19 protein-coding genes and 1 tRNA gene are annotated in these 24,190 nt (G+C 65.2%); 12 read left to right on the top strand and 8 right to left on the bottom strand.

All coding sequences use genetic code 11. The features are described from left to right. Window positions 1-2 precede the first annotated feature (2 nt). Complete coding sequence (gene mutM / locus AC1MEM_RS01460) at window positions 3-836, bottom strand: bifunctional DNA-formamidopyrimidine glycosylase/DNA-(apurinic or apyrimidinic site) lyase (RefSeq protein WP_499474922.1); 834 nt, start codon at window positions 834-836, stop codon at window positions 3-5. Between the two features lie 97 nt (window positions 837-933). Between mutM and AC1MEM_RS01455 the strand changes: the two genes are divergently transcribed. From AC1MEM_RS01455 to pth, 7 genes are all read left to right on the top strand, one after another. Next, window positions 934-2,772, top strand: coding sequence for a tetratricopeptide repeat protein (locus tag AC1MEM_RS01455; RefSeq protein ID WP_499474921.1), 1,839 nt, complete (start codon window positions 934-936; stop codon window positions 2,770-2,772). A gap of 67 nt (window positions 2,773-2,839) precedes the next feature. After that, window positions 2,840-3,454, top strand: a complete 615-nt coding sequence (locus AC1MEM_RS01450; RefSeq protein WP_499474920.1) for an outer membrane lipoprotein LolB — start codon at window positions 2,840-2,842, stop codon at window positions 3,452-3,454. 16 nt (window positions 3,455-3,470) lie between these two features. Next, entirely contained in the window at window positions 3,471-4,352 is an 882-nt protein-coding gene (gene ispE, locus AC1MEM_RS01445; RefSeq protein WP_499474919.1) for a 4-(cytidine 5'-diphospho)-2-C-methyl-D-erythritol kinase, read from the top strand. Between the two features lie 66 nt (window positions 4,353-4,418). Then, window positions 4,419-4,495 (top strand) — tRNA-Gln (locus AC1MEM_RS01440). A 148-nt stretch (window positions 4,496-4,643) separates the two neighbouring features. Then, window positions 4,644-5,594 (top strand): ribose-phosphate pyrophosphokinase, encoded by a 951-nt coding sequence (locus AC1MEM_RS01435; RefSeq protein ID WP_499474918.1) that lies wholly within the window; start codon window positions 4,644-4,646, stop codon window positions 5,592-5,594. Between the two features lie 187 nt (window positions 5,595-5,781). Beyond that, complete coding sequence (locus tag AC1MEM_RS01430) at window positions 5,782-6,378, top strand: 50S ribosomal protein L25/general stress protein Ctc (protein ID WP_499474917.1); 597 nt, start codon at window positions 5,782-5,784, stop codon at window positions 6,376-6,378. A gap of 194 nt (window positions 6,379-6,572) precedes the next feature. Next, window positions 6,573-7,157 carry an aminoacyl-tRNA hydrolase gene (pth, locus tag AC1MEM_RS01425; RefSeq protein WP_499474916.1) on the top strand — a complete coding sequence of 195 codons (585 nt, stop codon included), beginning with the start codon at window positions 6,573-6,575 and terminating at the stop codon, window positions 7,155-7,157. 47 nt (window positions 7,158-7,204) lie between these two features. On the opposite strand, the gene AC1MEM_RS01420 is transcribed toward pth, so the two are convergent. Continuing rightward, entirely contained in the window at window positions 7,205-8,740 is a 1,536-nt protein-coding gene (locus tag AC1MEM_RS01420; protein ID WP_499474915.1) for a vanadium-dependent haloperoxidase, read from the bottom strand. 313 nt (window positions 8,741-9,053) lie between these two features. Between AC1MEM_RS01420 and AC1MEM_RS01415 the strand changes: the two genes are divergently transcribed. Together AC1MEM_RS01415 and ychF are read left to right on the top strand one after the other, a co-directional pair. Further along, on the top strand, window positions 9,054-10,163 hold the full coding sequence (locus tag AC1MEM_RS01415; protein WP_499474914.1) for a patatin-like phospholipase family protein: 1,110 nt from the start codon (window positions 9,054-9,056) through the stop codon (window positions 10,161-10,163). Between the two features lie 115 nt (window positions 10,164-10,278). Beyond that, window positions 10,279-11,370, top strand: a complete 1,092-nt coding sequence (gene ychF / locus AC1MEM_RS01410; protein WP_499474913.1) for a redox-regulated ATPase YchF — start codon at window positions 10,279-10,281, stop codon at window positions 11,368-11,370. Window positions 11,371-11,559: 189 nt separating this feature from the next. On the opposite strand, the gene AC1MEM_RS01405 is transcribed toward ychF, so the two are convergent. The 6 genes from AC1MEM_RS01405 to AC1MEM_RS01380 form a co-directional block, all read right to left on the bottom strand. Next, window positions 11,560-13,740 (bottom strand): malate synthase G, encoded by a 2,181-nt coding sequence (locus AC1MEM_RS01405; protein ID WP_499474912.1) that lies wholly within the window; start codon window positions 13,738-13,740, stop codon window positions 11,560-11,562. A 96-nt stretch (window positions 13,741-13,836) separates the two neighbouring features. Continuing rightward, a complete protein-coding gene (locus tag AC1MEM_RS01400) occupies window positions 13,837-14,238 on the bottom strand; it encodes a heme-binding protein (RefSeq protein ID WP_499474911.1) in 402 nt (133 codons plus the stop codon). 55 nt (window positions 14,239-14,293) lie between these two features. After that, on the bottom strand, window positions 14,294-15,547 hold the full coding sequence (gene glcF, locus AC1MEM_RS01395; protein WP_499474910.1) for a glycolate oxidase subunit GlcF: 1,254 nt from the start codon (window positions 15,545-15,547) through the stop codon (window positions 14,294-14,296). A gap of 12 nt (window positions 15,548-15,559) precedes the next feature. Further along, window positions 15,560-16,633: a glycolate oxidase subunit GlcE gene (gene glcE, locus AC1MEM_RS01390; RefSeq protein ID WP_499474909.1), complete on the bottom strand. Its 1,074-nt coding sequence runs from the start codon at window positions 16,631-16,633 to the stop codon at window positions 15,560-15,562. Between the two features lie 38 nt (window positions 16,634-16,671). Further along, on the bottom strand, window positions 16,672-18,159 hold the full coding sequence (locus tag AC1MEM_RS01385) for an FAD-linked oxidase C-terminal domain-containing protein (RefSeq protein WP_499474908.1): 1,488 nt from the start codon (window positions 18,157-18,159) through the stop codon (window positions 16,672-16,674). 35 nt (window positions 18,160-18,194) lie between these two features. Continuing rightward, window positions 18,195-19,847, bottom strand: a complete 1,653-nt coding sequence (locus AC1MEM_RS01380; protein WP_499474907.1) for an L-lactate permease — start codon at window positions 19,845-19,847, stop codon at window positions 18,195-18,197. A 219-nt stretch (window positions 19,848-20,066) separates the two neighbouring features. Between AC1MEM_RS01380 and AC1MEM_RS01375 the strand changes: the two genes are divergently transcribed. From AC1MEM_RS01375 to AC1MEM_RS01365, 3 genes are all read left to right on the top strand, one after another. Beyond that, complete coding sequence (locus AC1MEM_RS01375; protein WP_499474906.1) at window positions 20,067-20,876, top strand: FadR/GntR family transcriptional regulator; 810 nt, start codon at window positions 20,067-20,069, stop codon at window positions 20,874-20,876. Window positions 20,877-21,080: 204 nt separating this feature from the next. Further along, entirely contained in the window at window positions 21,081-21,701 is a 621-nt protein-coding gene (locus tag AC1MEM_RS01370; protein ID WP_499474905.1) for a DVUA0089 family protein, read from the top strand. A gap of 393 nt (window positions 21,702-22,094) precedes the next feature. Further along, window positions 22,095-24,077, top strand: coding sequence for a PhoX family protein (locus tag AC1MEM_RS01365; RefSeq protein WP_499474904.1), 1,983 nt, complete (start codon window positions 22,095-22,097; stop codon window positions 24,075-24,077). Window positions 24,078-24,190: the final 113 nt, after the last annotated feature.

Here is a 24,190-nt window from a genome sequence, read left to right as displayed (position 1 = left end):
GCCTAGCGCTGGCAGGTAGGGCAGTAAAACGTCGACCGCTGCCCCTGCTTGATCTGGCGCACCGGCGCGCCACAGTTTCTGCAAGGCACTCCCGCACGATCATAGACGAAATATGTCTGCTGGAAATAGCCAGATTGACCATTCACGGCAATAAAGTCTTTCAGGGTACTGCCGCCCTGCACGATGGCCTCGGCCAGAATTGTGCGAATGGCAGCGGCCAGCTTGTCGTAGCGCGCCCGGCTGATGCGCGCAGCCGGCGTCTTCGGGCTGATCCCGGCCTTGAACAGGCTTTCGCAGGCGTAGATATTGCCGACGCCAACGACGATGTCTCCCGACAGCAACACCTGCTTGATCGGCGCGCTGCGGTTACGGGTTGCCTTGTGCAGCAGCTCGGCCGAGAACTTGTCTTCCAGCGGCTCGACGCCGAGGCCGCGCAGCAGGACGTGCTCTTCGACGTCGCCATCGTCATGCGCATGCCAGAGCACGGCGCCGAAGCGGCGCGGGTCGTGCAGGCGCAGCACTTGTGTGTGTGCGCCATCGCCCACGACCAGGTCGAAGTGGTCATGCTTTTTCGGCTCGATTCCCGGCGGCAGGACGCGCAGGTGTCCGGACATGCCGAGGTGAATGATCAGCGTGCCGGAGTCGAACCGGATCAGCAGGTATTTGCCGCGCCGGCCAACGCCCGTGACGCGCTGGCCGACCAGGGATTCGGCGAGGTGGGCGGGGAAGGGCCAGCGCAGGCCTTCGCGCCGGAACACGACCTGCGTGACAACGCGGCCTTCGAGGTGCGGCGCGACACCGCGCCGGGTCACTTCTACTTCGGGGAGTTCAGGCATGAAAATCTGGCAAAATTCTTGTAAATTCGTAGGGCGGCGCCCACGCGAAATGGGGCTTGGGCGTAGAATCGAACATCATTCCACACATGGACTTGCCTTGAAAAACGCTTTCGTCATTGTAACCCTCTCCGGCTTGCTGTCGGCGTGCGCCGTGGCGCCGCAGCAGCAGTCGGACGCCGAACGCGCGGCCAGCGCCGCCGGCCGGCACTCCGACCGCGACGCCGCAGTTGCCGCTCCAGCCGACGCGGCGGAGGCTGTCGTCGACGCCTCGGCCGCAGCGGCGGACAAGGCGGCCGAGGCCGAGAAAGCGCGCCTGCCGAAAGTCGAGCTGACGAGCAAGCTGCTGAACCAGTTGCTGCGCGCCGAGTTCGCGTTCCGCGGCGGCGACTGGCAAGGCCCCTACCTGACAATGATGAGCCTGGCGCAGCAGACGCGCGACCCGCGCCTGGCGCGCCGCGCCGCCGAAATGGCGCTGGCCGCGCGCCAGCCGGAAGACACGCTGGCCGCCGTGCGCCAGTGGCGCCAGCTCGACCCGCAGTCGGACGAAGCGGCCCAGTACTATCTGGGGATGGTCATCCTGTCCGACAATATCTCGGACGCAGAAGAAATTTTCCGCAAACGCCTCGAAGGCGCGCCCGCCAAGGTGCGCGGCATCATGCTCTACCAGGTGCAGCAATTGCTTTCTCGCGCCAAGGACAAGGACGCGGCGGCCGCCATGCTCGAGCGCCTGGTCGCGCCCTGGCGCGACACGCTCGAGGGCCACGTGGTGCTGGCCCAGGGTGCGCTCAGCCGCGGCGACAAGGCCGGGGCGCAGCGCGAGGCGCGCGCCGCACTCGCTTTGCAACCGGATTCTGAAATTGCCGTCCTGACGCTGGCGCAAGCGGGAGAAAACGAGGCGCAAGTGGGCGAACTGCTGGCCAAATTCGTGGCGGCGCACCCGGATGCGCACGAAGTACGCGCGGCGCGCGCGCGCCTGCTCGTCAACGACAAGCAGTTCGAGGCCGCGCGCACCGAGTTCCTGCTGCTCGACAAGCAGCAACCGGACAACGTCACGACCCTGTACGCGCTGGGCGTGCTGTCGACCCAGCTGAACGACCCGGGCAGCGCCGAGCGCTATTTCGCGCGCTTTGTCGATGTGCTCGGGCGCAATCCGGAAGACGAGCGCGATCCTTCACGGGCCTTGCTGATCTTGTCGCAGCTGGCCGAGGAACGCGGCGATATCAAGGCCGCCGTCGGCTGGCTGGATAAACTGCCCGAAGGCGACGAAAAGGCGGCTTTCGGCGCCCGCCTGCGCCGTGCCCAGCTGCTCGGCAAGGGCGGCGACGTGCCGGCCGCGCAGCGCCTGCTCGCTTCCCTGAAACCCGGCGATCCCGTTGCGCAAGCCCAGGTCGCCGCCACCGAGGCGCAAGTGCTGCGCGATGCCGGCCAGTACGCGCAGGCTTTTACCCTGATGCAGGGCGCGACGCGCCGTTTTCCGAACAATCCGGACCTGCTGTACGACTTTGCGCTGCTGGCCGAAAAGACCGGACACCTCGAGGTGATGGAACAAAGCCTGCGTGAAGTGATACGCCTGGCGCCCGACAACCACCACGCCTATAACGCCCTCGGTTACTCGCTGGCCGAGCGCAACGTCCGCCTCGCGGAAGCCCGCGCGCTGATCGAAAAGGCATTGGGAATGGCGCCGGAAGATCCCTTCATCATGGACAGCATGGGCTGGGTGGAATATCGCATCGGTAACCTGGACGCCGCCGAAGCCCACCTGCGGCGCGCCTACGGCTTGCGCCGCGATCCCGAAATCGCCGTCCACCTGGGCGAAGTGCTGTGGCAGCGCGGCAAGCAGGCCGACGCCCAGAAACTGTGGCGCGAAGCGCGCGCGAAAGATCCGCAGAACGACACGCTGCGCAGCACGCTGGCGCGCCTGCGGCTCTCGCTGTGAAATAATGTCCGATCAGCACGGCGGGCGCGACGCTGCCCGCCGTTTCATTGCCCACTTTTTGCGACCGATGCCGACCCTCCGCCGACTCTCCCTTTTCGTTCTTGCCGCCGCGCTCGCCGGCTGCGCCACCACCGCCACCCAGACGACTGGCGCCACGACCGGCGCTGCTGCCTCCGTTGCTCCCTACCGCGACACCATCGAACTCAGCGGCCGCCTGCAGGTGACTTACCAGAAGGATGGCCAGCCCGGTTCGACCAATGGCGGCTTCGAGTGGTCGCAGCGCCCGGGCCAGATCGACGTGGCTTTCCTCAGTCCACTGAAGCAGACGGTCGCCACGATCAGCGTCACGCCGCAGCAGGCGACGCTCACCGAGGCCGGCCGCGCGCCGCGCACGGCGCAGGACATCGACACCCTGAGCGCGCAGGCGCTCGGCTGGTCGCTGCCGGTGTCGGGCCTGCGCGACTGGCTGCAGGGCTATGCCACCGGCGCTGACGGCAAGCGCTTTGTCGCTTCCCCAGCCAATAACAGTGTCTTCACCCAGGACGGCTGGCGCCTGCGCTTCGTGTCCTGGCAAGCGGGCCGGGATGGCGCGCAGATGCCGCGCAATATCATTGCCGAACGCGGCGCCGGCGCGGCCGGCGGCGAGCTGGCGATCCAGATCATCCTCGATCCGGCCGCCTGAAGAACGGATGTCGACAATGCGTTCGCTGCACAATTGCCCGGCTCCGGCCAAGCTGAACCTGTTCCTGCACGTCGTCGGCCGCCGCGCCGACGGTTATCACCTGCTGCAAAGCGTGTTTCAATTGATCGACCGCGGCGACACGCTGCATTTCGATGTGCGCGATGATGGGGATATCCGGCGCACGAACGATGTGCCCGGCGTGCCGGAAGAATCCGACCTGATCGTGCGCGCGCTGCGCCGCCTGGCCGATGCGTTTCAACTGCGCCATGGCCGCGCCGCGCCGGGCATCGATGTCGCCGTCGACAAAATCCTGCCGATGGGCGGTGGACTCGGCGGCGGTTCGTCCGATGCGGCTACCGCGCTGATGGCGGCCAATCATTTGTGGGGAGCCGGTTTCGATGACGAAGCGCTGATGGAGATCGGCTTGCCGCTGGGCGCGGACATTCCGTTCTTCATCTATGGCCGCACGGCCTTTGTCGAGGGAGTAGGGGAGGCGATGCAGCCGGTCGAGGGGCCCGATTGCTGGTATGTCGTGATCGAACCGGGCGTCTCGGTGCCCACGCCTGCAATTTTTACGGCTGAGGATTTGACGCGCGATACGAAGCCCGTTAGAATAGCGGACTTTCCTGCAGCACACTTGTTAAGTGAGTTCGGGAAGAATGATTTGCAAGCAGTGGCGTCCCGTTTATTTCCGCCGGTAGCACAGGCGATTGAATGGCTGGGGCAGTATGGTGCGGCAAGGATGACTGGTTCGGGAGCATGCGTGTTTTGCGCGGTCCCCGGCGAGGCACAGGCGGACCAGGTGGTGGGGCAAGTTCCCGGCAACTGGAAAGCATGGAAAGCCCGGTCCTTGAAGCAACATCCGCTAAAATCGCTCTTGCAAAACAATGAGTTGTAGAATAAAATTTTGCCTGTTGCAGGATTTGACGATCAGTTAGATGTTGCAGCAAGCTGTAAGTTGCGTAGGGGAATCGCCAAGCTGGTTAAGGCACTGGATTTTGATTCCAGCATACCAAGGTTCGAATCCTTGTTCCCCTGCCATTCGTTTTGTCCGGCCTGTCGATGCGTATGTGTCCAGCGGATAAATCAGGCGGTGCCGCTCTCGCGGTCCAGTCTTTAAGCGCATAATCAGCCGGTACACCCGGCTGATTCTTTTTCAAAGTATCAACGCTCTTCTCTCAGGACTCCCATGGCTTACGAAAACCTGATGGTTTTTACCGGCAACGCTAATCCGGCGCTAGCAGAAGGGGTCGCAAAAAGCCTCGGTATTCCTCTCGGTAAGGCAGTCGTCTCGAAATTCTCCGACGGCGAAGTCATGGTCGAAATCAACGAGAACGTGCGCGGCAAGGACGTCTTCGTCCTGCAGTCGACCTGTGCTCCGACCAACGACAGCCTGATGGAAATCATGCTGATGGTCGACGCCCTCAAGCGCGCCTCGGCCGGCCGCATCACCGCCGCCATTCCTTATTTCGGTTACGCCCGCCAGGACCGCCGCCCACGCTCGGCGCGTGTCGCGATCTCGGCCAAGGTCGTTGCCAACATGCTCGAAGAAGCCGGCGTCGAGCGCGTCCTGATCATGGACTTGCACGCCGACCAGATCCAGGGCTTCTTCGACATCCCGGTCGACAATATCTACGCATCGCCGCTGCTGCTGGGTGACCTGCAAAAGCGCAACTACGACGACCTGCTGGTCGTCTCGCCGGACGTCGGCGGCGTGGTGCGCGCCCGTGCCCTGGCCAAGCGCCTCGGCTGCGACCTGGCGATCATCGACAAGCGCCGCCCGAAGGCGAACGTGTCGGAAGTCATGAACATCATCGGCGAAGTCGAAGGCCGCAACTGCGTCATCATGGATGACATGGTCGATACCGCCGGCACGCTGACGAAGGCCGCCGAGGTGCTGAAGGAACGCGGCGCCAAGAAGGTTGTCGCTTACTGCACGCACCCGGTCCTGTCGGGTCCTGCGATCGAGCGCATCACGAATTCGCCGCTGGACGAGCTGGTCGTGACCGACACGATTCCGCTGAGCGCCGCCGGCCAGGCTTGCGGCAAGATCCGCCAGCTGACCTGTGCTCCGCTGCTGGCTGAAACGTTCAAGCGTATCGTCAAGGGCGACTCGGTCATGTCGCTGTTCGTCGACTAACAGTATTTGCTTCAAAATACGGCGCGCCCGGCTTCAAGCCCGGCGCGCCGTTGTACCGTAAAAGAATTCGTTTTTCTTGAGTGCTTTTAGGGCGCTCAGCCAAGCCAGCCCCTGGTCGCGGGGGCGGGCCAACCGGGAAATCGGGCGGGAATATCCTGCATGCGATCCCAAACTTATGGAGTTTCACATGAAAGTAGTTGCATTCAACCGCACCCTGCAGGGCACCGGAGCGAGCCGCCGCCTGCGCAAGGCTGGCCAGACCCCAGGCATCATCTACGGTGGCGCAGCAGCCCCGGTCCTGATCTCCCTGGACGGCAACGCCCTGTGGCACGCGCTCAAGAAAGAAGCTTTCCACGGTTCCGTGCTGGACCTCGAAATTGAAGGCGCAACCCAGCAAGTCCTGCTGCGCGACTTCCAGATGCACGCATACAAGCAACTGGTCCTGCACGCTGACTTCCAGCGCGTCGATGCTTCGCAGCCGATCCACACCAAGGTCGCCCTGCACTTCGTCAACGCCGAGACCTCGCCAGCCGTCAAGCTGAGCGCCGCTGTCATCTCGCACGTGCTGAACGAGCTGGACGTGTCCTGCCTGCCAGGCCAACTGCCTGAGTTCATCGAAGTCGACCTGGGCAACCTGGAAGCCGGTGCGTCGATCCACGTCAACGACCTGAAGCTGCCAGCCGGCGTGACCGCGCTGACCCACGGCCAGAACCTGACCATCGTCACCTCGTCGATCCCACGCGGCGCCGTTGCTGCTGAAGCGACTGCCGAAGAGAAGAAGTAATTGAAATAATTGAAGAACTCTCTCAGCCGCCGCTTGCGCGGTTGCCGGGAGAGGCCCTTCAGAGAAAAACCCGCCGCGCGCAAGCCGGCGGGTTTTTTATTTTGTTTCCCGGCCCCTGCTCGCTGCCGCGCCCGCCCGCGTACCGCAGCCGCCGGCTTTTCGGCGATAATTCCCTTTTTCCTGACGCGACCGCTATGTCCATCCGCCTCATCGTCGGCCTCGGCAACCCTGGCCCCGACTACGAACAAACCCGCCACAACGCCGGCTTCTGGCTCGTCGACAACCTCGCCAACAGCCTGCCGGGCTGCCGCCTGCAGCGCGAAAGCCGTTTCAACGCGCTGATGGCAAAGACTTCGATTTCCGGCAACGACGTCTGGCTGCTCGAGCCGCTGACTTTCATGAACCGTTCCGGCCAGTCGGTCGGCGCCCTCGCGCGCTTTTATAAAGTCAATCCCGATGAAGTGCTGGTCGTGCACGACGAACTCGACCTGCTGCCAGGCGTGGCGAAACTCAAAAAAGGCGGCTCCTCGGGCGGCCACAATGGCCTCAAGGACATCACGGCCGCCCTCGGCACCCAGGAATACTGGCGCCTGCGCATCGGCATCGGCCATCCGCGCACCCTGAACCTGCAGCAGGGCGTGGCCGACTTCGTGCTGCACCGCCCGCGCCGCGACGAGCAAAGCCTGATCGAAGAATCGATCGACAAGGCGCTGCGCGTCATCCCGCTCGCCGTCGAGGGCAAGCTCGATACGGCGACGATGCAGCTGCACACCGCCTGAGCGCCACGCTCACGTCCCTCCGCGCCGCGCGCCGCCGCACGCCTCGCTCACGGCGCGCTCTTCGCCGGCGCATCCGGCTGCACCAGTCCCCGTGCGAATACATCATCGACAACCTGGTGACTGAGCGTCATGCCCGCCGTCTTGTCGAACTGCCAGTGCACGCCCAGGTAGATCCGGCTCTGTCCCGCTTCGGCTTCCGCTTGCGATAGCGATGCAAAGCTGCGCCGCAGGCGCGGGCGCACCTTGCCATGGTTGTCGCGCGTGATCCCGTTGAATTCGTCGGATACGAAGGTGAACGGCAATTTGTCGCCGTACAGGCGGCGCAGCGTGTGGAAGGTCGAACCGCAGAAGCCCGCATGACCCGACACGTAGGACGGGAAGGGCGGCGTGAAATCCGGGCCGGTCAGGTTGCTGGCCGGCGCGCCCAGCGGCGTCCAGTCGGTATCGGCCTGGGTATCCGGATTGCCGTCGCCGCGGCCGGTGGGGCCGCTGCCGGGCCCCGCTTCCCGGATCGCCGTCACCGGGCGCCAGAAATCATACTTGTACTTCGCCTGCCAGACGGCCGCGGTCGCATCGGCCGTCGATACGTTCACCAGGGCCAGCACGCGCGCCAGTTCGAGGGCGTCCTTCGAGCGCCGCAGCGCCAGCTGCACCGCGATCTGGTTGAACAGGTTGGACGGCGTGCCGATCCAGGCCGTGCTGTCGTATGCCCAGTAAATGCCGGCAACCGTCTGGTCGCGCGTGCGCCGGGTCGGCGTGTGCACGCCGTCGCCGCCGAGCTGTTTCACTTCGTTGAAGGCGCGCGTATAGGCCTCGCTCGCCAGTGGCGGCGGCGGCGGGGCCTCGAACTGGTCGGCCGAGCGCAGGACGAAGGGCCGCACATTGCGCCAGTACGCGCCCAGCGCGATCGGGGAACGGCTGACCGGATCGGGCCGCCACACACCGGGCGCATTGCGGACCGGGTAGTCTTCGCCGACGACCGGTTCGCCATAATAATTGCCGTCGCTCGCGCGCAGCGCCAGGATCGCCGCCGCCGCGCGCCGTCCGACGTCCACGCCGTTGAGGGTGGCCCGCCCGCGCGGCAGGCGTGCCAGGTCGGCGCCCAGCCAGGCATCGAGGCGCTCCGCCTGGCGCGGATAGAGCGCGACCAGGGTGTCGTGCGCCGCCTGGGCGATCGCCGCATCCTGCGAGCTGTCGGCCAGTGCGTTGATCTGGCCGCTATAGCCGGGATAGCGTTTGACGATGGCGTTGACCGCGTCGTAGATGGCGATGTGGACGATCGCCATCACCCGGCTGGTGCGCGTGGGTCCCAGCTGCTCGGCCTCCTGCACCACGTTGCCGACGACGGCCGGCGTATGGTCGATGGCGATGGCGCGCTGCGCCACCTCGTTCCAGTAGGCCAGGCGCAGGCGCGCGTTCGAACCCCTGGGCGGCGCGTAGCGCGGCGGCAGTTCGCTCGTGCCCGGCTGGGTGCGATAGACCACGCCGCCCCCGGTGGGTGGCTGGGTGCCCGCCGCCGCCGGCGGGCCAAACAAGGGGGCGAGCAGGCAACAGCACAACAGCATGGCGCGCGACTTCATCATGACTCTCCTGTCGGGGTGGGAATCGGATCGGTGTGGCAGGCGGCCCGGCGCGACAACCGGCCGGTAGATGAGTCGAGCTTAGGAACGGACGAGTTAAAAAACAAGCGGAACAGCACAGGGCCTTGATCTCGCCCAGCACAAATTCTGAGCTCCATTAATGTGCCCTGCGCTATTTCTACTAGCACATCACTCCAAAGCAACTCGACGGATGTGGGAGCGGCAGCAAGGGGCCGGCCAGCGTGGCCCGGCCAGCGTGGCGCGGCCAGCGTGGCCCGGCCAGCGTGGCGCGGCCCGTCCTGCGATAATCGGACGCATGAGTGCACTTTCCTTCCACGCCGGCCCGCGCGCGCTGGCCCGCATCCGCGCGCACGGCCTGCGCGCCGCCGACGTCGCCGTCATTCCCGCCGCCGCCGGCGGTCCCAAGGGCCTGATCTTCCAGGCGCTCGATCAATACGTGTTCGGCGACTGGCTGCCCGGCAGTCCGCGCGAGCGCACCCTGATCGGTTCCTCGATCGGCGCCTGGCGCATGGCCGCCGCCTGCCAGCGCGACCCGGTGCGCGCCTTCGAGCGCCTGGGCGCCCTGTACGCGGGACAGCGCTACACCAGCACCAAGCCGAGCGTCGGCCAGATCAACGAGGTGGTCCAGGGGCTATTGCACGACTTCGTCAGCGGCCACGAGGACGATATCCTCAGCCATCCGCAGCACCACCTGCACCTGCTCGCCGTGCGCGGCAAGGGCGTACTGGCCGCGCCCGCGCACCGGCGGGCGGAGATGCGCGGCTTCGCGGCGGCGGCACTGACCAATTTCGCCTCGCGTGAACGCCTCGGCGGCCTGCTGGAGCGGGTGGTGATTGCCGACGCCCGCGCCCCGGCCGCCTGGTTGCGCGACAAATTCGACGGGTTTACGACGCATTTTTCGACCCTGACGCGCAGCAACCTGGCATCGAGCCTGCTGGCCTCGGGCACGCTGCCGCTCATCATGCAGCCGGTCATCATGGAACCGCGCGGCAACGACGGCGTGCCGCCCGGCCATTACTGGGATGGCGGCATCATCGATTATCACCTGGCCTTGCCCTACGCCCGCCTCGAGAAGGAAGAGCCGGACGCCATCGTGCTGTACCCGCATTTCAACGAGCACATCGTGCCCGGCTGGCTCGACAAGGCGATGCCCTGGCGCCGCTGCGCGCGCGGGCCGAACCGCGCCTGGCTCGACAATGTCCTGATCGTCGCGCCGACGCCGGCTTTCCTTAAAACGCTGCCGCGCGGGAAATTGCCCGACCGGAGCGATTTCAAATTTTACGGCCTGAACCACGACGCGCGCATCGCCGCCTGGTCGCAGGCGATGGGCGAAGGGCAGAGGCTGCGCGACGAACTGGCGGCCTTCATCGCGCGTCCCGACCTGTCGCGCCTGCGCGCGATTTGAGCGCCAAACACCGCTGGATGCGCCTGTTTTTGCGGCATTCGGGCCCGTCCCCGGTTACAATATCGGGTTACGAGCCGCGCACCCTGGCTCACCACCATCGAAAGAAAGAATTCCCATGAGTCTCCAATGCGGCATCGTCGGCCTGCCCAACGTCGGCAAGTCCACCCTGTTCAATGCGCTGACCAAGGCCGGCATCCCGGCTGAGAACTATCCGTTCTGCACGATCGAGCCGAACGTCGGCGTGGTCGAAGTGCCGGACCCGCGCATGCAGGCGCTGGCCGACATCGTCAAGCCGGAGCGCGTCGTCCCGGCCATCGTTGAATTCGTCGACATCGCCGGCCTGGTGGCGGGCGCGTCGAAAGGCGAGGGACTCGGTAACCAGTTCCTGTCGCACATCCGCGAGACCGACGCCATCGTCAATGTCGTGCGCTGCTTCGAGGATGACAACGTGATCCACGTGGCCGGCAAGGTCAGCCCGATCGACGACATCGAAGTCATCCAGACGGAATTGGCGCTGGCCGACATGGGCGCCGTCGAGAAGGCGATCCACCGCGAAAACAAGAAGGCGCGCTCGGGCGACAAGGATGCCGCCAAGCTGGTCGCCATCTGCGAACGCCTGCTGCCGCACCTGAACGAAGGCCAGCCGGTGCGCACCCTGGGCCTGGACGCCGACGAAATGGCCATGATCAAGCAGCTGTACCTGATCACGGCCAAGCCGGCGATGTATGTCGCCAACGTCTCCGACACCGGCTTCACCAACAACCCGATGCTGGACCAGCTGACCGAATTCGCGAAGAAGCAGAACGCGCCGATCGTCGCCATTTCCGCCGCCATCGAATCGGAAATCGCCGACCTCGACGACGCCGATAAAGCCGCCTTCCTGGGCGACATGGGCATGGAAGAGCCGGGCCTGGATCGCCTGATCCGCGCCGCCTACAACCTGCTCGGCCTGCAGACCTATTTCACCGCCGGCGTGAAGGAAGTGCGCGCCTGGACCGTCAAGGTCGGCGCCACCGCCCCGCAGGCGGCCGGCGTGATCCACACCGACTTCGAGCGCGGCTTCATTCGCGCCCAGACGATCGCGTACGACGACTACATCACGTATAAAGGCGAAACCGGCGCCAAGGAAGCGGGCAAGATGCGCGCCGAGGGCAAGGAATACGTCGTCAAGGATGGGGATGTGCTGAACTTCCTGTTCAACGTTTAAGCATGTGGTCGGAACCCATTAAAGTCCGTTAAGTTTCAACAGCAAATAAAAGCCCCGGTCGCGATGATGGCGACCGGGGCTTTGTTGTATCCATGGGCTTGCTTGCACAAGCGCGTTGGACCGCTTTGCAAAAAAAGCGCAGCGCAAAATACACGCCGCGCCTCAGGCATGGTCAGGAACCAGCTACCCTTATTGCGATGCCTGCGCCTTCAAGTCGAGGCGGAACTTGTGGAGCAGGGGTTCGGTGTATCCGCTCGGTTGCTCGCAACCCTGGTAGACAAGGGCGCGGGCTGCCTGGAACGCAAGCGAAGCCTCGAAGTTGCCCGCCATCGGCTGGTAGGCCGGGTCGGCGGCATTTTGCTGGTCGACGACCTTCGCCATCCGCTGCAGGGCCTCCTCGACGAATTCGCGCGATACGACACCGTGCCGGAGCCAGTTCGCAAGGTGCTGGCTCGAGATGCGCAGCGTCGCGCGGTCTTCCATCAGGCCGACATTGTGAATATCCGGCACCTTGGAACAACCCACGCCCTGGTCGATCCAACGCACGACATAACCAAGAATGCCCTGGACATTGTTTTCGACTTCGGCCTTGCGTTCGTCATCGCTCCATTGCGCCTTCTCTACCACCGGAATCGTCAGCAGGCCTTCCAGCAGTTCGTCACGCAGGCTGGCCGCGTCGGTTTTTTCCAGTTCCTGCTGGACCGCCTGGACATCGACCTTGTGGTAGTGCAGTGCGTGCAAGGTTGCAGCCGTGGGCGACGGCACCCAGGCAGTATTCGCTCCGGATTTCGGGTGGGCGATTTTCTGCTCAAGCATCGCATGCATCATGTCGGGCATCGCCCACATGCCCTTGCCGATTTGCGCGCGTCCGCGCAAGCCGGCGGAGAGGCCGGCAAGGACGTTGTTGCGTTCATAGGCGGCAATCCATTTGCTCGACTTCATGTCGCCCTTGCGCATCATGGGACCTGCCTCCATCGCGCTGTGCATTTCATCGCCGGTACGGTCGAGGAATCCGGTGTTGATGAAGGCGACACGTGAAGCCACTTCATTGATGCAGGCAGCGAGGTTGACGCTGGTGCGCCGCTCTTCGTCCATGATGCCGATCTTGATGGTGTCGCGTGGCAGCCCCAGCAAATCCTCGACGCGTGCGAACAGCTGGTTGGCGAACGCGGCTTCGGCCGGACCATGCATCTTCGGTTTGACGATGTAGATCGAACCCCGGCGCGAGTTCAGCTTGAGACGGCGGTCGTGCAGGGCGCACAGCGTCGTCATCACCGCATCGAGAATCCCTTCGGGGATCTCATTGCCGTCGCGGTCGATGACCGCCGGGTTGGTCATCAGGTGGCCGACGTTACGGATGAACAGCAGCGAGCGCCCGTGCAGCGTGACCGGCTGGCCGTTCGCACCGGTGTACTCGCGGTCGGCATTCAAGGTGCGCTTGAACGTTTTGGCTCCCTTGCTGACGGTCTCGGACAGGCTGCCGTCCATCAGGCCGAGCCAGTTTCGATACACCTGCACCTTGTCGTCCGCATCGACCGCCGCCACGGAATCTTCGCAATCGATAATCGTCGACAACGCTGCTTCGAGCACGACATCCTTGACGTGCGCGGCATCGGTCTTTCCAATCGCATCGTCCGCGTCGATCTGGATTTCCAGGTGCAAACCGTTGTGCTTGAGCAAAATAGCGGTCGGCGCTGCTGCCTCGCCGCGGTAGCCGATGAACTGCGCCGGGTCTTTCAGCTGCGTGGAACCCTGCTCGAGCGAGACGACGAGCGTCCCGCCTTCGACCGCGTAGCGCGTAGCGGAGGCGTGCGAACCAGAGGCCAGCGGTGCCGCTTCGTCGAGCACCTGGCGCGCAAACGCAACGACAAGTGCGCCGCGCTTCGGATTGAACGCAGCGCCACGGTCGGCGCCATTCGCCTCCGGGATGGCGTCGGTGCCGTACAGCGCATCGTACAGGCTGCCCCAGCGGGCATTTGCCGCGTTCAGCGCGTAACGCGCATTCGACAGTGGAACGACAAGTTGCGGCCCTGCCTGCTCGGCGATTTCCGAGTCAACATTTTCCGTGGTTGCTTGTACCTTTGCCGGAGCAGGGACGATGTAGCCGATGCTCTCGAGGAAGGAGCGATACGCACCCATATCCTGGACCGGACCAGGATGTTCACGGTGCCACTGGTCCAGTGCAGCCTGGAACCGGTCGCGTTCCGCCAGGAGCGCCCGGTTCTGAGGCGCAAGCTCATGCACGATAGCGGCGAAACCGGACCAGAACGCTTCCTTGTCGAGACCGGTACCGGGCAGTGCCTCGGTGTCGACAAAACGCTCGAGGGATTGCGCCACTTTGAGGCCATTACGCTCAGACATTTGAATCATCTACTGCTCCATCGGAAAACGAACTGAGGGGTATTCAGCTCGCGAGTTATGAAAAGGAAATCGCAAGATCGGGCCTTGCTTGCCTGCTAGCTTACGTCAGACGACTGCTTGCGCGCCGGCGCGGGCAACCTGCGCGTCCTCGCCAGGCTTTACCCCGGACACGCCGACCGCGCCCACGACCTGGTCGCCCACCATGACGGGAATGCCGCCTTCCAGGGTGGCGACGAGCGGCGCACTCAGGAAGGCAGTGCGGCCATTGTTAACCATTTCTTCGTACAGGCGCGTTTCCCGGCGTCCCACAGCCGAGGTCCGGGCCTTGCCGATGGCGATCTCGGAGCTGATCGGCGCGCTTGCGTCCAGGCGCAGGAGCCCGAGGAGGTGGCCACCGTCATCGACAACGGCGATCGCCACCGGCCACTTGTTCTTTTCGGCCTCGGCGCGCGCCGCATCAAGAATGCGGGTGGTCTCCGCAATGGTCAGGACAGGTTTCGTTTGCATAGTTCCTCCGTGAGATAAGTGTAGTGCACCATGAGTGAAGTGTGTATTCGACAAGCTAGGCCGGTGCGGCGGCCAGCCTGTCATCGATGAGCTCGATCCAGTGGCGTACCGGCAGCGCGGTCCCGGACTGCAGGTGGCTCAGGCAGCCAATGTTCGCGGAGACGATCTCCTGGGCACCGGTCGCTTCCAGGTTGGCCAGCTTGCGGTTGCGCAGTTCGGTCGCCAGTTCGGGTTGCAACACCGAGTAGGTACCGGCTGAACCACAGCACAAGTGGCTGTCCTGGCACAGCTTGACGTCGACGCCAGCCAGCGCCAGCAGGCGCTCGGCGTGGCCACGAATTTGCTGCCCGTGCTGCAGCGTACATGGGGGATGGTAAGCCACGCGCGGCCCTGCGTGCCCGCCCAGGCGCGCGCGCAGCTGCGGTTCAAAGCGCGCCAGTGCCTCCGACAGGTCGAGGGTCAGCGCCGAGATGCGCGCAGCCTTGTCGGCATAGGCTGGATCGTTGGCCAGCAGGTGGCCGTAGTCCTTGACCATGACACCGCAGCCCGAGGCCGTCATCAGGAGCGCCTCGACCGCCGCGCCGCCGCCGTCGACACCCTCGACATACGGCCACCAGGCGTCGATGTTGCGGCGCACGTCGGCCAGCGCCGCTTCCTGCTCGTCGAGGTGGTGGCGCAAGGCGCCACAGCAGCCGGCCTTGGGCGCCACCACCAACTGCACGCCGAGCGTGTCGAGCACGCGCGCGGTGGCGGCGTTGATGTTGGGCGCCATCGACGGCTGCACGCAGCCGTCGAGCACCAGCATGCGCCGCGCGTGGGAACGTTTGGGCCAGGCGCTGGGCGCCGCGCGCTTGCCGACCTTCTGGCGCAGGGCCGCCGGCAGCAGCGGGCGCAGGGCCTGGCCCACCTTCATGGCCGGCGAAAAGATCCAGCGCCGCGGCAGCAGTTCCGACAGTGCCGCGCGGGCGACACGCTGCCCCAGCGGACGCGGCACCTGGCGGTCCACCACTTTGCGGCCGATGTCGAGCAGGCGCGCGTACTGCACGCCCGAAGGGCAGGTCGTTTCGCAGTTGCGGCAGGTGAGGCAGCGGTCCAGGTGCTGCTGGGTCTTGGCGGTCGCCGGTTCGCCTTCGAGCACCTGCTTGATCAGGTAGATGCGCCCGCGCGGGCCGTCCAGCTCGTCGCCCAGCAGCTGGTAGGTGGGACAGGTTGCCGTGCAAAAGCCACAGTGCACGCAGCTGCGCAGGATGGCGTCGGCCTGGTCGCCGTCGGCCGTGCCCTTGATGAAATCAGCCAGGTTGGTTTGCATAATCGGTACTCGTTAAAACGCGTTGTACATGCGGGCGGGATTGAAGATGCCCGCAGGGTCGAAGGTGTCTTTCAGGCGCTGGTGGACGCGCGCCAGCGCAGGCTGCAGGGGCGCGAACACGCCGAGACGCTTGTCGCCGCCGCGGAACAGGGTCGCATGTCCGCCGCGTTCGGCCGCAGCCGCGCGGATCGCGCCGGCATCCAGGCCGGCCTCGCTGTGCAGCCAACGCTGGCCGCCGCCCCATTCGATCAGCTGGCGCCCCGGCAGGGGCAGGGGCGCGGAAGTCGAGGGCAGGGCGAGGCGCCAGAGGCCATCCCCGGCCTCGGCGGCCGCGAAGAACTCGCCACGCTGCTCGCGCAGGTCGTGCCAGAATTGGTCGGGCTCGGCCATCGTCTCGCCACCCAGCTCGCGCACGGCGGCGCTGACGGCGGCATTCGCGCCCGACAGGCGCAGTGCCAGCCGCCCATCGAGCCAGGCGCTGGACGATACCGGCAGCGCGCGGCCGCTCCAGGCATTGAGCCTCTCCAGCGCCGCGTGCTGGTCGAGTTCGAAGACCAGCGTCGTCTCGCGTACCGGGCGCGGCAGCACCTTGAGCGACACCTGGGCCACCAGGCCCAGCGTGCCGAGCGAACCGGCCATCAGGCGCGACACGTCGTAGCCGGCGACATTCTTCATGACCTGGCCGCCAAAGCGCAGCAGCTCGCCGCGCCCGTCGACCAGGTGCACGCCCAGCACGAAATCGCGCAGCGCACCGGCGCCCTGGCGGCGCGGCCCGGACAGGCCGCTGGCGAGCATGCCGCCGACGGTGGCCCCTGGCCCGAAGTGGGGTGGCTCGAAGGCCAGCATCTGGTTCTGTGCGGCCAGTGTCTGTTCCAGCGCGGTCAGTGGTGTGCCGCAGCGCGCGGTGACCACCAGTTCGGACGGTTCGTAGTCGACGATGCCGTGATAGGCGCGGGTATCGAACACCTCGCCGCCGCTCGCCTGCCCGTACCAGTCCTTGCTGCCGCCGCCGCGCAGGCGCAGCGGTGTGCGCGCGGCGTGGGCGGCTGCGATGCGTTCCCGGAATTGCTGAAGTACCTGTTCCATTCTTTGTTACCTTGAGGAGGATGCTTTGGAGGCGTGCTTTAAAAGCGCGGCAGGTGCGCGTGCGGGAGCTGCCCGCCGTGGACGTGCATCTGGCCGAATTCGGCGCAGCGGTTGAGCGTCGGGATCGCCTTGTCCGGGTTGAGCAGGCGGTGCGGATCGAAGGCGCGCTTGACGGCGTGGAAGGCTTCGAGCTCGGCGCTGGAGAACTGCACGCACATCGAATTGATCTTCTCGATGCCGACCCCGTGCTCGCCGGTGATGGTGCCGCCCACTTCCACGCACAGGGCGAGGATGGCCGCGCCGAATTGCTCGGCGCGCTCGAATTCGCCCGGCTGGTTCGCATCGAACAGGATCAGCGGGTGCATGTTGCCGTCGCCCGCATGAAAGACGTTCGCGCAGCGCAGCCCGTAAGTGGTTTCCATTTGCTCGATGCTGGTCAGCACATGGCCCAGCTGCTTGCGCGGGATGGTGCCGTCCATGCAGTAGTAGTCGGGCGAGATGCGGCCGGCGGCCGGGAAGGCGTTCTTGCGTCCCGACCAGAAGCGCAGGCGCTCGGCCTCGTTCTGCGACACCGCGATCGCGGTGGCGCCGGCCGCCTGCAGCACTTCCGACATGCGCTCGATTTCCTCGGCCACTTCGAGCGCGGTGCCGTCGGCCTCGCACAGCAGGATTGCGGCCGCATCGGTGTCGTAGCCGGCCTTCACGAAAGGTTCGACCATGCGCGACGAGGTACGGTCCATCATCTCCAGGCCGGCCGGGATAATGCCGGCGGCAATCACGCTGGCCACCGCGTTGCCGCCCGTGATGACGTCGCCGAAGGAGGCCATGATGACCTGCGCCGCGGCCGGCTTGGGTACCAGTTTCACCGTCACTTCGGTGACGATGCCCAGCATGCCTTCGGAGCCGATGAACACCGCCAGCAAGTCGAGGCCCGGCGCGTCCGGCGCCTCGCTGCCCAGTTCGACGACATCGCCGTCGATGGTGACGACCCGCACGCGCAGCACGTTATGCACGGTCAGGCCATATTTCAGGCAGTGCACGCCGCCCGAGTTCTCGGCCACGTTGCCGCCGATGCTGCAGGCGATCTGCGACGAGGGATCGGGCGCGTAATACAGCCCGTGGGGCGCGGCCGCCTCGGAGATGGCGAGGTTGCGCACGCCCGGCTGGACGACGGCCGTGCGTGAATATGCATCCATGCGTACGATCTTGTTCAGCTTTGCGGTCGACAGCACCAGGCCGTCGGCGATCGGCATCGCGCCGCCGGACAGGCCGGTGCCGGCGCCGCGCGGCACCACCGGCACCTGCAGCCTGCGGCAGACTTCCAGCACGTCGATGACCTGCTGCTCCGTTTCCGGCAAGGCCACCACCATCGGCAACTGGCGGTAGGCCGACAGGCCGTCGCATTCGTAGGGACGGGTGTCTTCCGTGTCGGCCAGCAGGCTACGCGCCGGCAGCACCGGGCGCAGGGCCTCGACCACCTGGCGGCGCCGCGCGGCCAGCTTGTCCGGATCGGGTGACATCTTCATGCTGTTTCCTTCTGCTGATGCTGCGCTGGATGAACTTAATGGACCAGCGCGGTAAATGGATAAACGTAGGCTTGCAAGGTCACCAGGATGCCGACCAGGCAGGCCAGGGCGATCGAATGGAAGAACACGTAGCGCAGGATGTCGCCTTCGTGGCCATACCATTTGGTCGCGGTGGAGGCGACCACGATCGACTGGGCATCGATCATCTTGCCCATCACGCCGCCCGACGAGTTGGCCGAGGCCATCAGGATCGGGTTCAGGCCCAGCTGCGTGGCCGAGGTTTTCTGCAGGCCGCCGAACAGCACGTTCGACGCGGTGTCGGAGCCGGTGAGTGCCACGCCAAGCCAGCCGAGCAGGGTGCCGAAGAACGGGTACAGCACGCCGGTATGCGAGAACGCCAGGCCGAGCGTCGAGTCGAGGCCCGAGTAGCGGGTGGTGTAGCCGAGCGCCAGCATGGCGGCGATCGTCAGCAGCGAGTAGCGCAGCAGCTTGAGCGTGTCCCAATAGACCGCGAACAGCTCGCGCAGCTTGTAGCCCATGACGAGGCCCGAAATGATCGAGGCGATCAGGATGCCGGTGCCGGTGGCCGACAGCCAGTTCAGGGTGTAGATCGCCTTTTCCGCCTCAGGCTTGAGCGCCACCGGCGGCATCTTCTGCACCATCAGGTGCAGGTTGGGCCACTCGTACTTGAAGACCGACAGGCCGTCGAGCAGCTTCTTCCACTCCGGCACGCCCCACAGGAACACCAGCACCGACAGGATCAGCCACGGCATCCACGCCTTGAGCACCGCCGAACGCGGGTGATTGTAGGCGACCGACTCGGGCGCCACGGCGTGCGCGCCGCCGGTGAACTTGCCGGCGGCGTTGGTCCAGATCTTGGCCGGTTTCCACATTTTGAGGAACATCGTCAGGAAGAACATCGACGAGATCGAAGCGCCGACGTCGACCAGCCACGGGCCGTGGAAGTTCGAGATCAGGTATTGGGGAATGGCGAAAGCGGCGCCCGCGACCAGGATGGCCGGCCAGATCGCGGCCATGCCGGCGAAGCCGCAGAAGGCCCAGATCAGCCAGAACGGCACGATGACCGAGAAGAAGGGCAACTGGCGGCCGACCATGCCCGATAACTGGAGCAGGTCGAGGCCGGTGACGCCGGCCAGCGCGATCAGCGGGGAGCCCAGCGCACCGAAGGCGACCGGCGCGGTGTTGGCGATCAGCGACAGGCCGGACGCGGCCAGCGGCGCAAAGCCCAGGCCGATCAGCATCGCGCCGGTGACGGCCACGGGCGTACCGAAACCGCCGGCACCCTCGAAGAAGGCGCCGAACGAAAACGCCACCAGCAGCAATTGCAGGCGACGGTCGGTCGTGATGGTGGTGATCGACTCCTGCAGCACCTTGAAATAACCCTTACGCTCGGTCAGCTGGTACAGGAAGATCACGTTCAGGATGATCCAGCCGATCGGCAGGAGTCCGTTCGCCGCGCCGTACAGGGCGGCCGCGGCTGCGGTCGGGGCCGGCATCGCATAGGCGAAGATCGCGACCAGCAGCGCGGCGCCAAGGCCGAGCAGGGCGGCGATATGGGCCTTGATATGAAAAAAAGCGAGCGCCGCGAGCATCACGGCGACGGGAATCGCCGCCGCCAATGTCGATAGCACGGCATTGTTCAGCGGGTCGTACACTTGGCTCCACATACTTCTACATCTCCTCAGAAAGTCATTCGGCCAGCCCGTGTAGTTTTTTAGTAGCCGGGCTGGTAACAAGGGCGCCGCGCCTGAACTGTCCTGGCCGCTTGCCATAGACTTGTATGACAATAACATGTCATACAAGTTGCAGCACAAGTGTAGGCAAGTGGACGTATAATTGTCAATTGAGTTTTGGCCAGCTGAAAAGATGTTGTGATGGAGTCACGTATGGGAGACCTGCGTCAACAGAATGAGTCGATAAGCCCTGCCGGCACGCTGGCGGACCGCGTGACCGAATTGCTTCTTGAAAAAATCAGGAATGGCGAATTTGTTGCCGGCGAGCGCCTGCCGTCCGAAGCGGCGCTGACGCAGCGTTTCGGCGTCAGCCGTACGGTGATCCGCGAGGCCATGTCGCGCCTGAAGGTGGAAGGGATGGTCGCCACCCACCAGGGCAAGGGTACGCGGGTCGTGCATCCATCCCATTCCGCCCGCTTTCAGATCGATGTGGATGACGGTTCAGTGCAGGCGGTGCTGCGCGTGATGGAGCTGCGCCGCGGCCTGGAGGCCGAGGTGGCCGCGCTGGCGGCCGAACGCCGCACCGCGGAGCAGAACGCCGGGATCCAGCGCGCCCTGCTTTCGATCGACCAGGCGGTGGCGGCCGGGCGTGACGGGGTCGACGAGGACCTTGCGTTCCACAACGCGATTGCCGACGCAACCGGCAATCCGCTCTACAACTCGCTGCTTGGCTTCCTGCGTCAATTCTTGCGCGAAGCGGTCACCCTTGGCCGCATGAGCGAGCCCCGTTTCGGCGACATCAAGGCGCAGCTCCGCGACGAACACTGCGCTGTTGCCGACGCGATTGCGCGACAGGATGTCGAAGGCGCACGCACCGCGGCGCGCCACCACATTGCCAACGTCGCAGCGCGCATTCGTGGCGCTGATCTCGATTTGTGGAGCGACGCGAGCCGTGCAGTTGCTCGCAGGCTCGCACAGTCGGAAGAGAATGTGCTGGAGCAGGCGGGCAGAGGCAAACGCTGATTCGCCGGTGGCCGCCCAAGCGCCGGGGTTTTTGTTGATACGGCTTATTGCGCAGCCGGTTCAAGCTACCGGCAGTCTGTCGACAGACTTTACACCCGGTGGCAAGACCGCGCACTCCCTTCCGCCAAGCCCTTGAATCCATACGGTTTTATTTCACGGCATAAAAATTGCTTCGCCTGCATTCAGTTTATCGATGAGGTTTTCATGAGCAAGTTTATTCGCGTGCTGCTGGCGTCCAGCGCGCTCGCCCTGTGCAGCGGCGCCGGCGCCGCCGTCATCAACGGCAGCATCGGGACCATCGACGGCGACGGCGATGGCAAGGCGAACGAGCGCAAGGTCGCGCGCGTCGCCTTCAACGTCAGCGCCGGCACGCGCCTGTTCTTCGATTCGCTCGTGTACGAGCCGAACGGCGATCTGAATGGCGATGGACTCATCACCGGCTTCGACAACGAGATGCGCCTGTTTTCCGGCACGACCATGCTGGCAATGAACGACGACTCGACCGAGACCTATGGCGACGGCTCGCAGCATCCGTTCGACTCGGCTTTTTACTTTACCTTCAGCCAGGCCGGCCGCTATGTCGTGACGCTCGGAGTGCATGGGTACGGCAACGACGATGCCTTGCTCGGCTATCAGGCCGGCCTTGGCTACCGGCCGAATGTCGGCTTGCAGAATTTCGGCGCCTGGCGCCTCTCCGTGGACGCGCTGACGGGAAGCCTGGCCAACGTGCATGAAATCGGCGCCGAGGTGCCGGAACCGGGGACGCTTGCGCTGTTCGGCGTCGGGTTGTTTGGCGCGGGATGGCTGCTGCGCCGGCGTCGCTGATTGCGCGCCTCCCTCCAATAGCCCGCCGCGTGCGGTAATGCCGTTCAGTGAAGAAGGCCGCTTCGATTCACATCGGAGCGGCCTTTGTTCTTGAGCTCGACGCGCGGGCATGCCCGCCCTACGTTACACAGCGGTCTCGACCAGCAATGACGACGGTGGCGCACCGTACGGGGTCATCGAGGCCAATGGCCTCGATGACGGGTTCACTGGGCATGCCCGCGCGTTAGCTGGCCCGGGGCAGTTCATCAGCGCTTAACTGAACGGCATTACGCCGCGTGCGGGCTTTTTTGCGCCCGCAGATTGTCTCGTCATCAAGCTGACATACCGCTCCACTATTGTTCCCTCCATGAACGCGGCACCCGCCGTGCACTATCCCGACTGGAGAGACGACGCATGAACCCGACCCCTGAACTGTCCCGCCGCCGCCTGTTGCGCATGCTGGGCGCCGCCCCGATGCTGCCGCTGGGGAGCGTTGCCGCCGCTTCGCTGTTGAGCGCCTGCGGTGGCGACAACGATGCCGGCGTGCCGGACGCCGTGGCCCCGGCCGCACCGGTGGTCACCCTCGGCTCGGTCGCCTTCAGTTCGATGGCCGCGCCGACGCTGGCCAACGCCGCCGCGATGGCGACCAGCACGGTCGGCTCGACGATGACGGTGAACTTCAGCGACAGCAGCAAGCTCGATTTCAAGCTGGCCTATCAACCCTTCTTCATCACCGGCGACATGGTCCCGAACGGCAACGGCGGCACGATCCTGGCCGGCGGCTACTACGACATCCAGAACAAACCGGTCATCGACGCGACCGTGCCTGGCCGCGAGCGCCAGTTCTTTTCCGATGCGCCCGACGGTACCTCGCTCCTCTCGGTGCCGAATGCGAGCGTGCCGGGCGTGAAGGGCAAGCCCGTGTTCGCCGTCGTGCAATTCGAATACACGAGCTTTGCCCAGGACGGCGAGACCGGCATGTACGGCCGCCTGCCGTCGCCGATCGGCGTGCTCACCCTCGACCAGGATCAGGCCACCGGCAAGCTGACGCTGGTGAAATACCACAACGTCGACACCTCGGGCGTGGAAGGTTTGTGGATCACCTGCGGCGCCAGCCTGTCGCCCTGGGGCACCCACCTGTCGAGCGAGGAGTACGAGCCGAACGCCTTTACGGCCGCGGGCGACGCCCAGTTCAAGGCCTTCAGCAAGAACCTGTACGGCAGCGAGACGAGGGCCAATCCCTACAACTATGGCCACCTGCCGGAAGTGACGGTCAACCCGGACGGCACCGCTTCCATCAAGAAGCACTACTGCCTGGGCCGCATCTCGCACGAACTGGTGCAGGTGATGCCCGACGGGCGCACGGTGCTGATGGGGGACGACGCCACCAACAGCGGCTATTTCGTGTTCGTCGCCGACCGCGAAAAAGACCTGTCGAGCGGCACCCTGTATGTCGCGAAAGTCGGCGCCGGCTTCTCGCTCGATCCGGCAGCCGCCGCGGCGCCGCTCACCTGGATCAGGCTCGGTTCCGCCACCAGCGCCGAAATCCGCGCCCTGGCCGCCAGCATCCAGGCCACCGACATCATGGATCTGCGCACGAGCGACCCGCAAGACCCAGGCTTCACGAAGATCGCGGCGAGCGGCGCCATCGAATGGATCAAGCTCAAACCCGGCATGGAAAAGGCGGCAGCCTTCCTGGAGACCCACCGCTACGCCGCGCTGGTGGGCGCCTCGATGGGCTTTACCAAGATGGAAGGCACGACCGTCAACGCGAAGGACAAGATCGCCTACTCGGCGCTGCAGAACTGCCAGAGCTCGATGGTGGCGGGAAATGCGCTGAACGTCGCCGGCAATGGCATCGCGATTCCGAAGGCGCTGAACGCCGGCGCAGTGATGGCCTTGAGGCTGACGGGCGGCCAGAAGGACCTCGGCGGCGCGGCCATCGGCAGCGAGTGGATGCCGGTCGATGTGCGGGCGCTGGTCACCGGCGAAGACATCGCTGCCGACGCCCTCGGCAACACCGCCAATCCGGACCGCATCGGCAATCCGGACAACCTGAAATTCTCGGAAAAGATGCGCACCCTGTTCATCGGCGAGGACAGTAGCCAGCACGTGAACAACTTCCTGTGGGCGTACAACGTCGACACCAAAGTGCTGTCGCGCCTGATGTCGATTCCCGCCGGCGGCGAGTCGACCGGCCTGCATGCGGTCGACGAGCTCAATGGCTGGACCTATATCATGAGTAACTTCCAGCACGCGGGGGATTGGGGCGGCATTCACAACGCGGTCAAGACCACGCTCGATCCGCTGGTGCGGGCGAACTACAAGGATAAATTCGGCGCGGCGGTGGGGTATTTGACGGGGGAGTTGAGCCAGATGAAGGTGTCGAAGGGGTGATGTTTGGCGGAGCGTGGTCATTGATGGTGTACCGCGTGGGCATGCCCACGCGTTCACAAGCCGCATCCACGCGGCCACCGGCGGCATCCGGGCCGCCACGATTGATGCGATAC

It is taken from the genome of Telluria sp. AIW5 (assembly GCF_056680575.1).
Note: the sequence above shows the minus strand (reverse complement) of the source record. Positions and strands in the feature narration are given on the sequence as shown.

Excerpts from the sequence above, each read along its gene's own strand:
- AC1MEM_RS01430 (WP_499474917.1), top strand. The coding sequence starts at position 5,782 with ATGAAAGTAGTTGCATTCAACCGCACCCTGCAGGGCACCGGAGCGAGC.
- AC1MEM_RS01375 (WP_499474906.1), top strand. The coding sequence starts at position 20,067 with ATGGGAGACCTGCGTCAACAGAATGAGTCGATAAGCCCTGCCGGCACG.
- AC1MEM_RS01435 (WP_499474918.1), top strand. The coding sequence starts at position 4,644 with ATGGCTTACGAAAACCTGATGGTTTTTACCGGCAACGCTAATCCGGCG.
- mutM (WP_499474922.1), bottom strand. The coding sequence starts at position 836 with ATGCCTGAACTCCCCGAAGTAGAAGTGACCCGGCGCGGTGTCGCGCCG.
- AC1MEM_RS01450 (WP_499474920.1), top strand. The coding sequence starts at position 2,840 with ATGCCGACCCTCCGCCGACTCTCCCTTTTCGTTCTTGCCGCCGCGCTC.
- AC1MEM_RS01400 (WP_499474911.1), bottom strand. The coding sequence starts at position 14,238 with ATGCAAACGAAACCTGTCCTGACCATTGCGGAGACCACCCGCATTCTT.
- ychF (WP_499474913.1), top strand. The coding sequence starts at position 10,279 with ATGAGTCTCCAATGCGGCATCGTCGGCCTGCCCAACGTCGGCAAGTCC.
- glcF (WP_499474910.1), bottom strand. The coding sequence starts at position 15,547 with ATGCAAACCAACCTGGCTGATTTCATCAAGGGCACGGCCGACGGCGAC.
- AC1MEM_RS01420 (WP_499474915.1), bottom strand. The coding sequence starts at position 8,740 with ATGATGAAGTCGCGCGCCATGCTGTTGTGCTGTTGCCTGCTCGCCCCC.
- AC1MEM_RS01370 (WP_499474905.1), top strand. The coding sequence starts at position 21,081 with ATGAGCAAGTTTATTCGCGTGCTGCTGGCGTCCAGCGCGCTCGCCCTG.
- pth (WP_499474916.1), top strand. The coding sequence starts at position 6,573 with ATGTCCATCCGCCTCATCGTCGGCCTCGGCAACCCTGGCCCCGACTAC.
- AC1MEM_RS01415 (WP_499474914.1), top strand. The coding sequence starts at position 9,054 with ATGAGTGCACTTTCCTTCCACGCCGGCCCGCGCGCGCTGGCCCGCATC.
- AC1MEM_RS01405 (WP_499474912.1), bottom strand. The coding sequence starts at position 13,740 with ATGATTCAAATGTCTGAGCGTAATGGCCTCAAAGTGGCGCAATCCCTC.
- AC1MEM_RS01365 (WP_499474904.1), top strand. The coding sequence starts at position 22,095 with ATGAACCCGACCCCTGAACTGTCCCGCCGCCGCCTGTTGCGCATGCTG.
- AC1MEM_RS01380 (WP_499474907.1), bottom strand. The coding sequence starts at position 19,847 with ATGTGGAGCCAAGTGTACGACCCGCTGAACAATGCCGTGCTATCGACA.
- AC1MEM_RS01385 (WP_499474908.1), bottom strand. The coding sequence starts at position 18,159 with ATGAAGATGTCACCCGATCCGGACAAGCTGGCCGCGCGGCGCCGCCAG.
- glcE (WP_499474909.1), bottom strand. The coding sequence starts at position 16,633 with ATGGAACAGGTACTTCAGCAATTCCGGGAACGCATCGCAGCCGCCCAC.
- ispE (WP_499474919.1), top strand. The coding sequence starts at position 3,471 with ATGCGTTCGCTGCACAATTGCCCGGCTCCGGCCAAGCTGAACCTGTTC.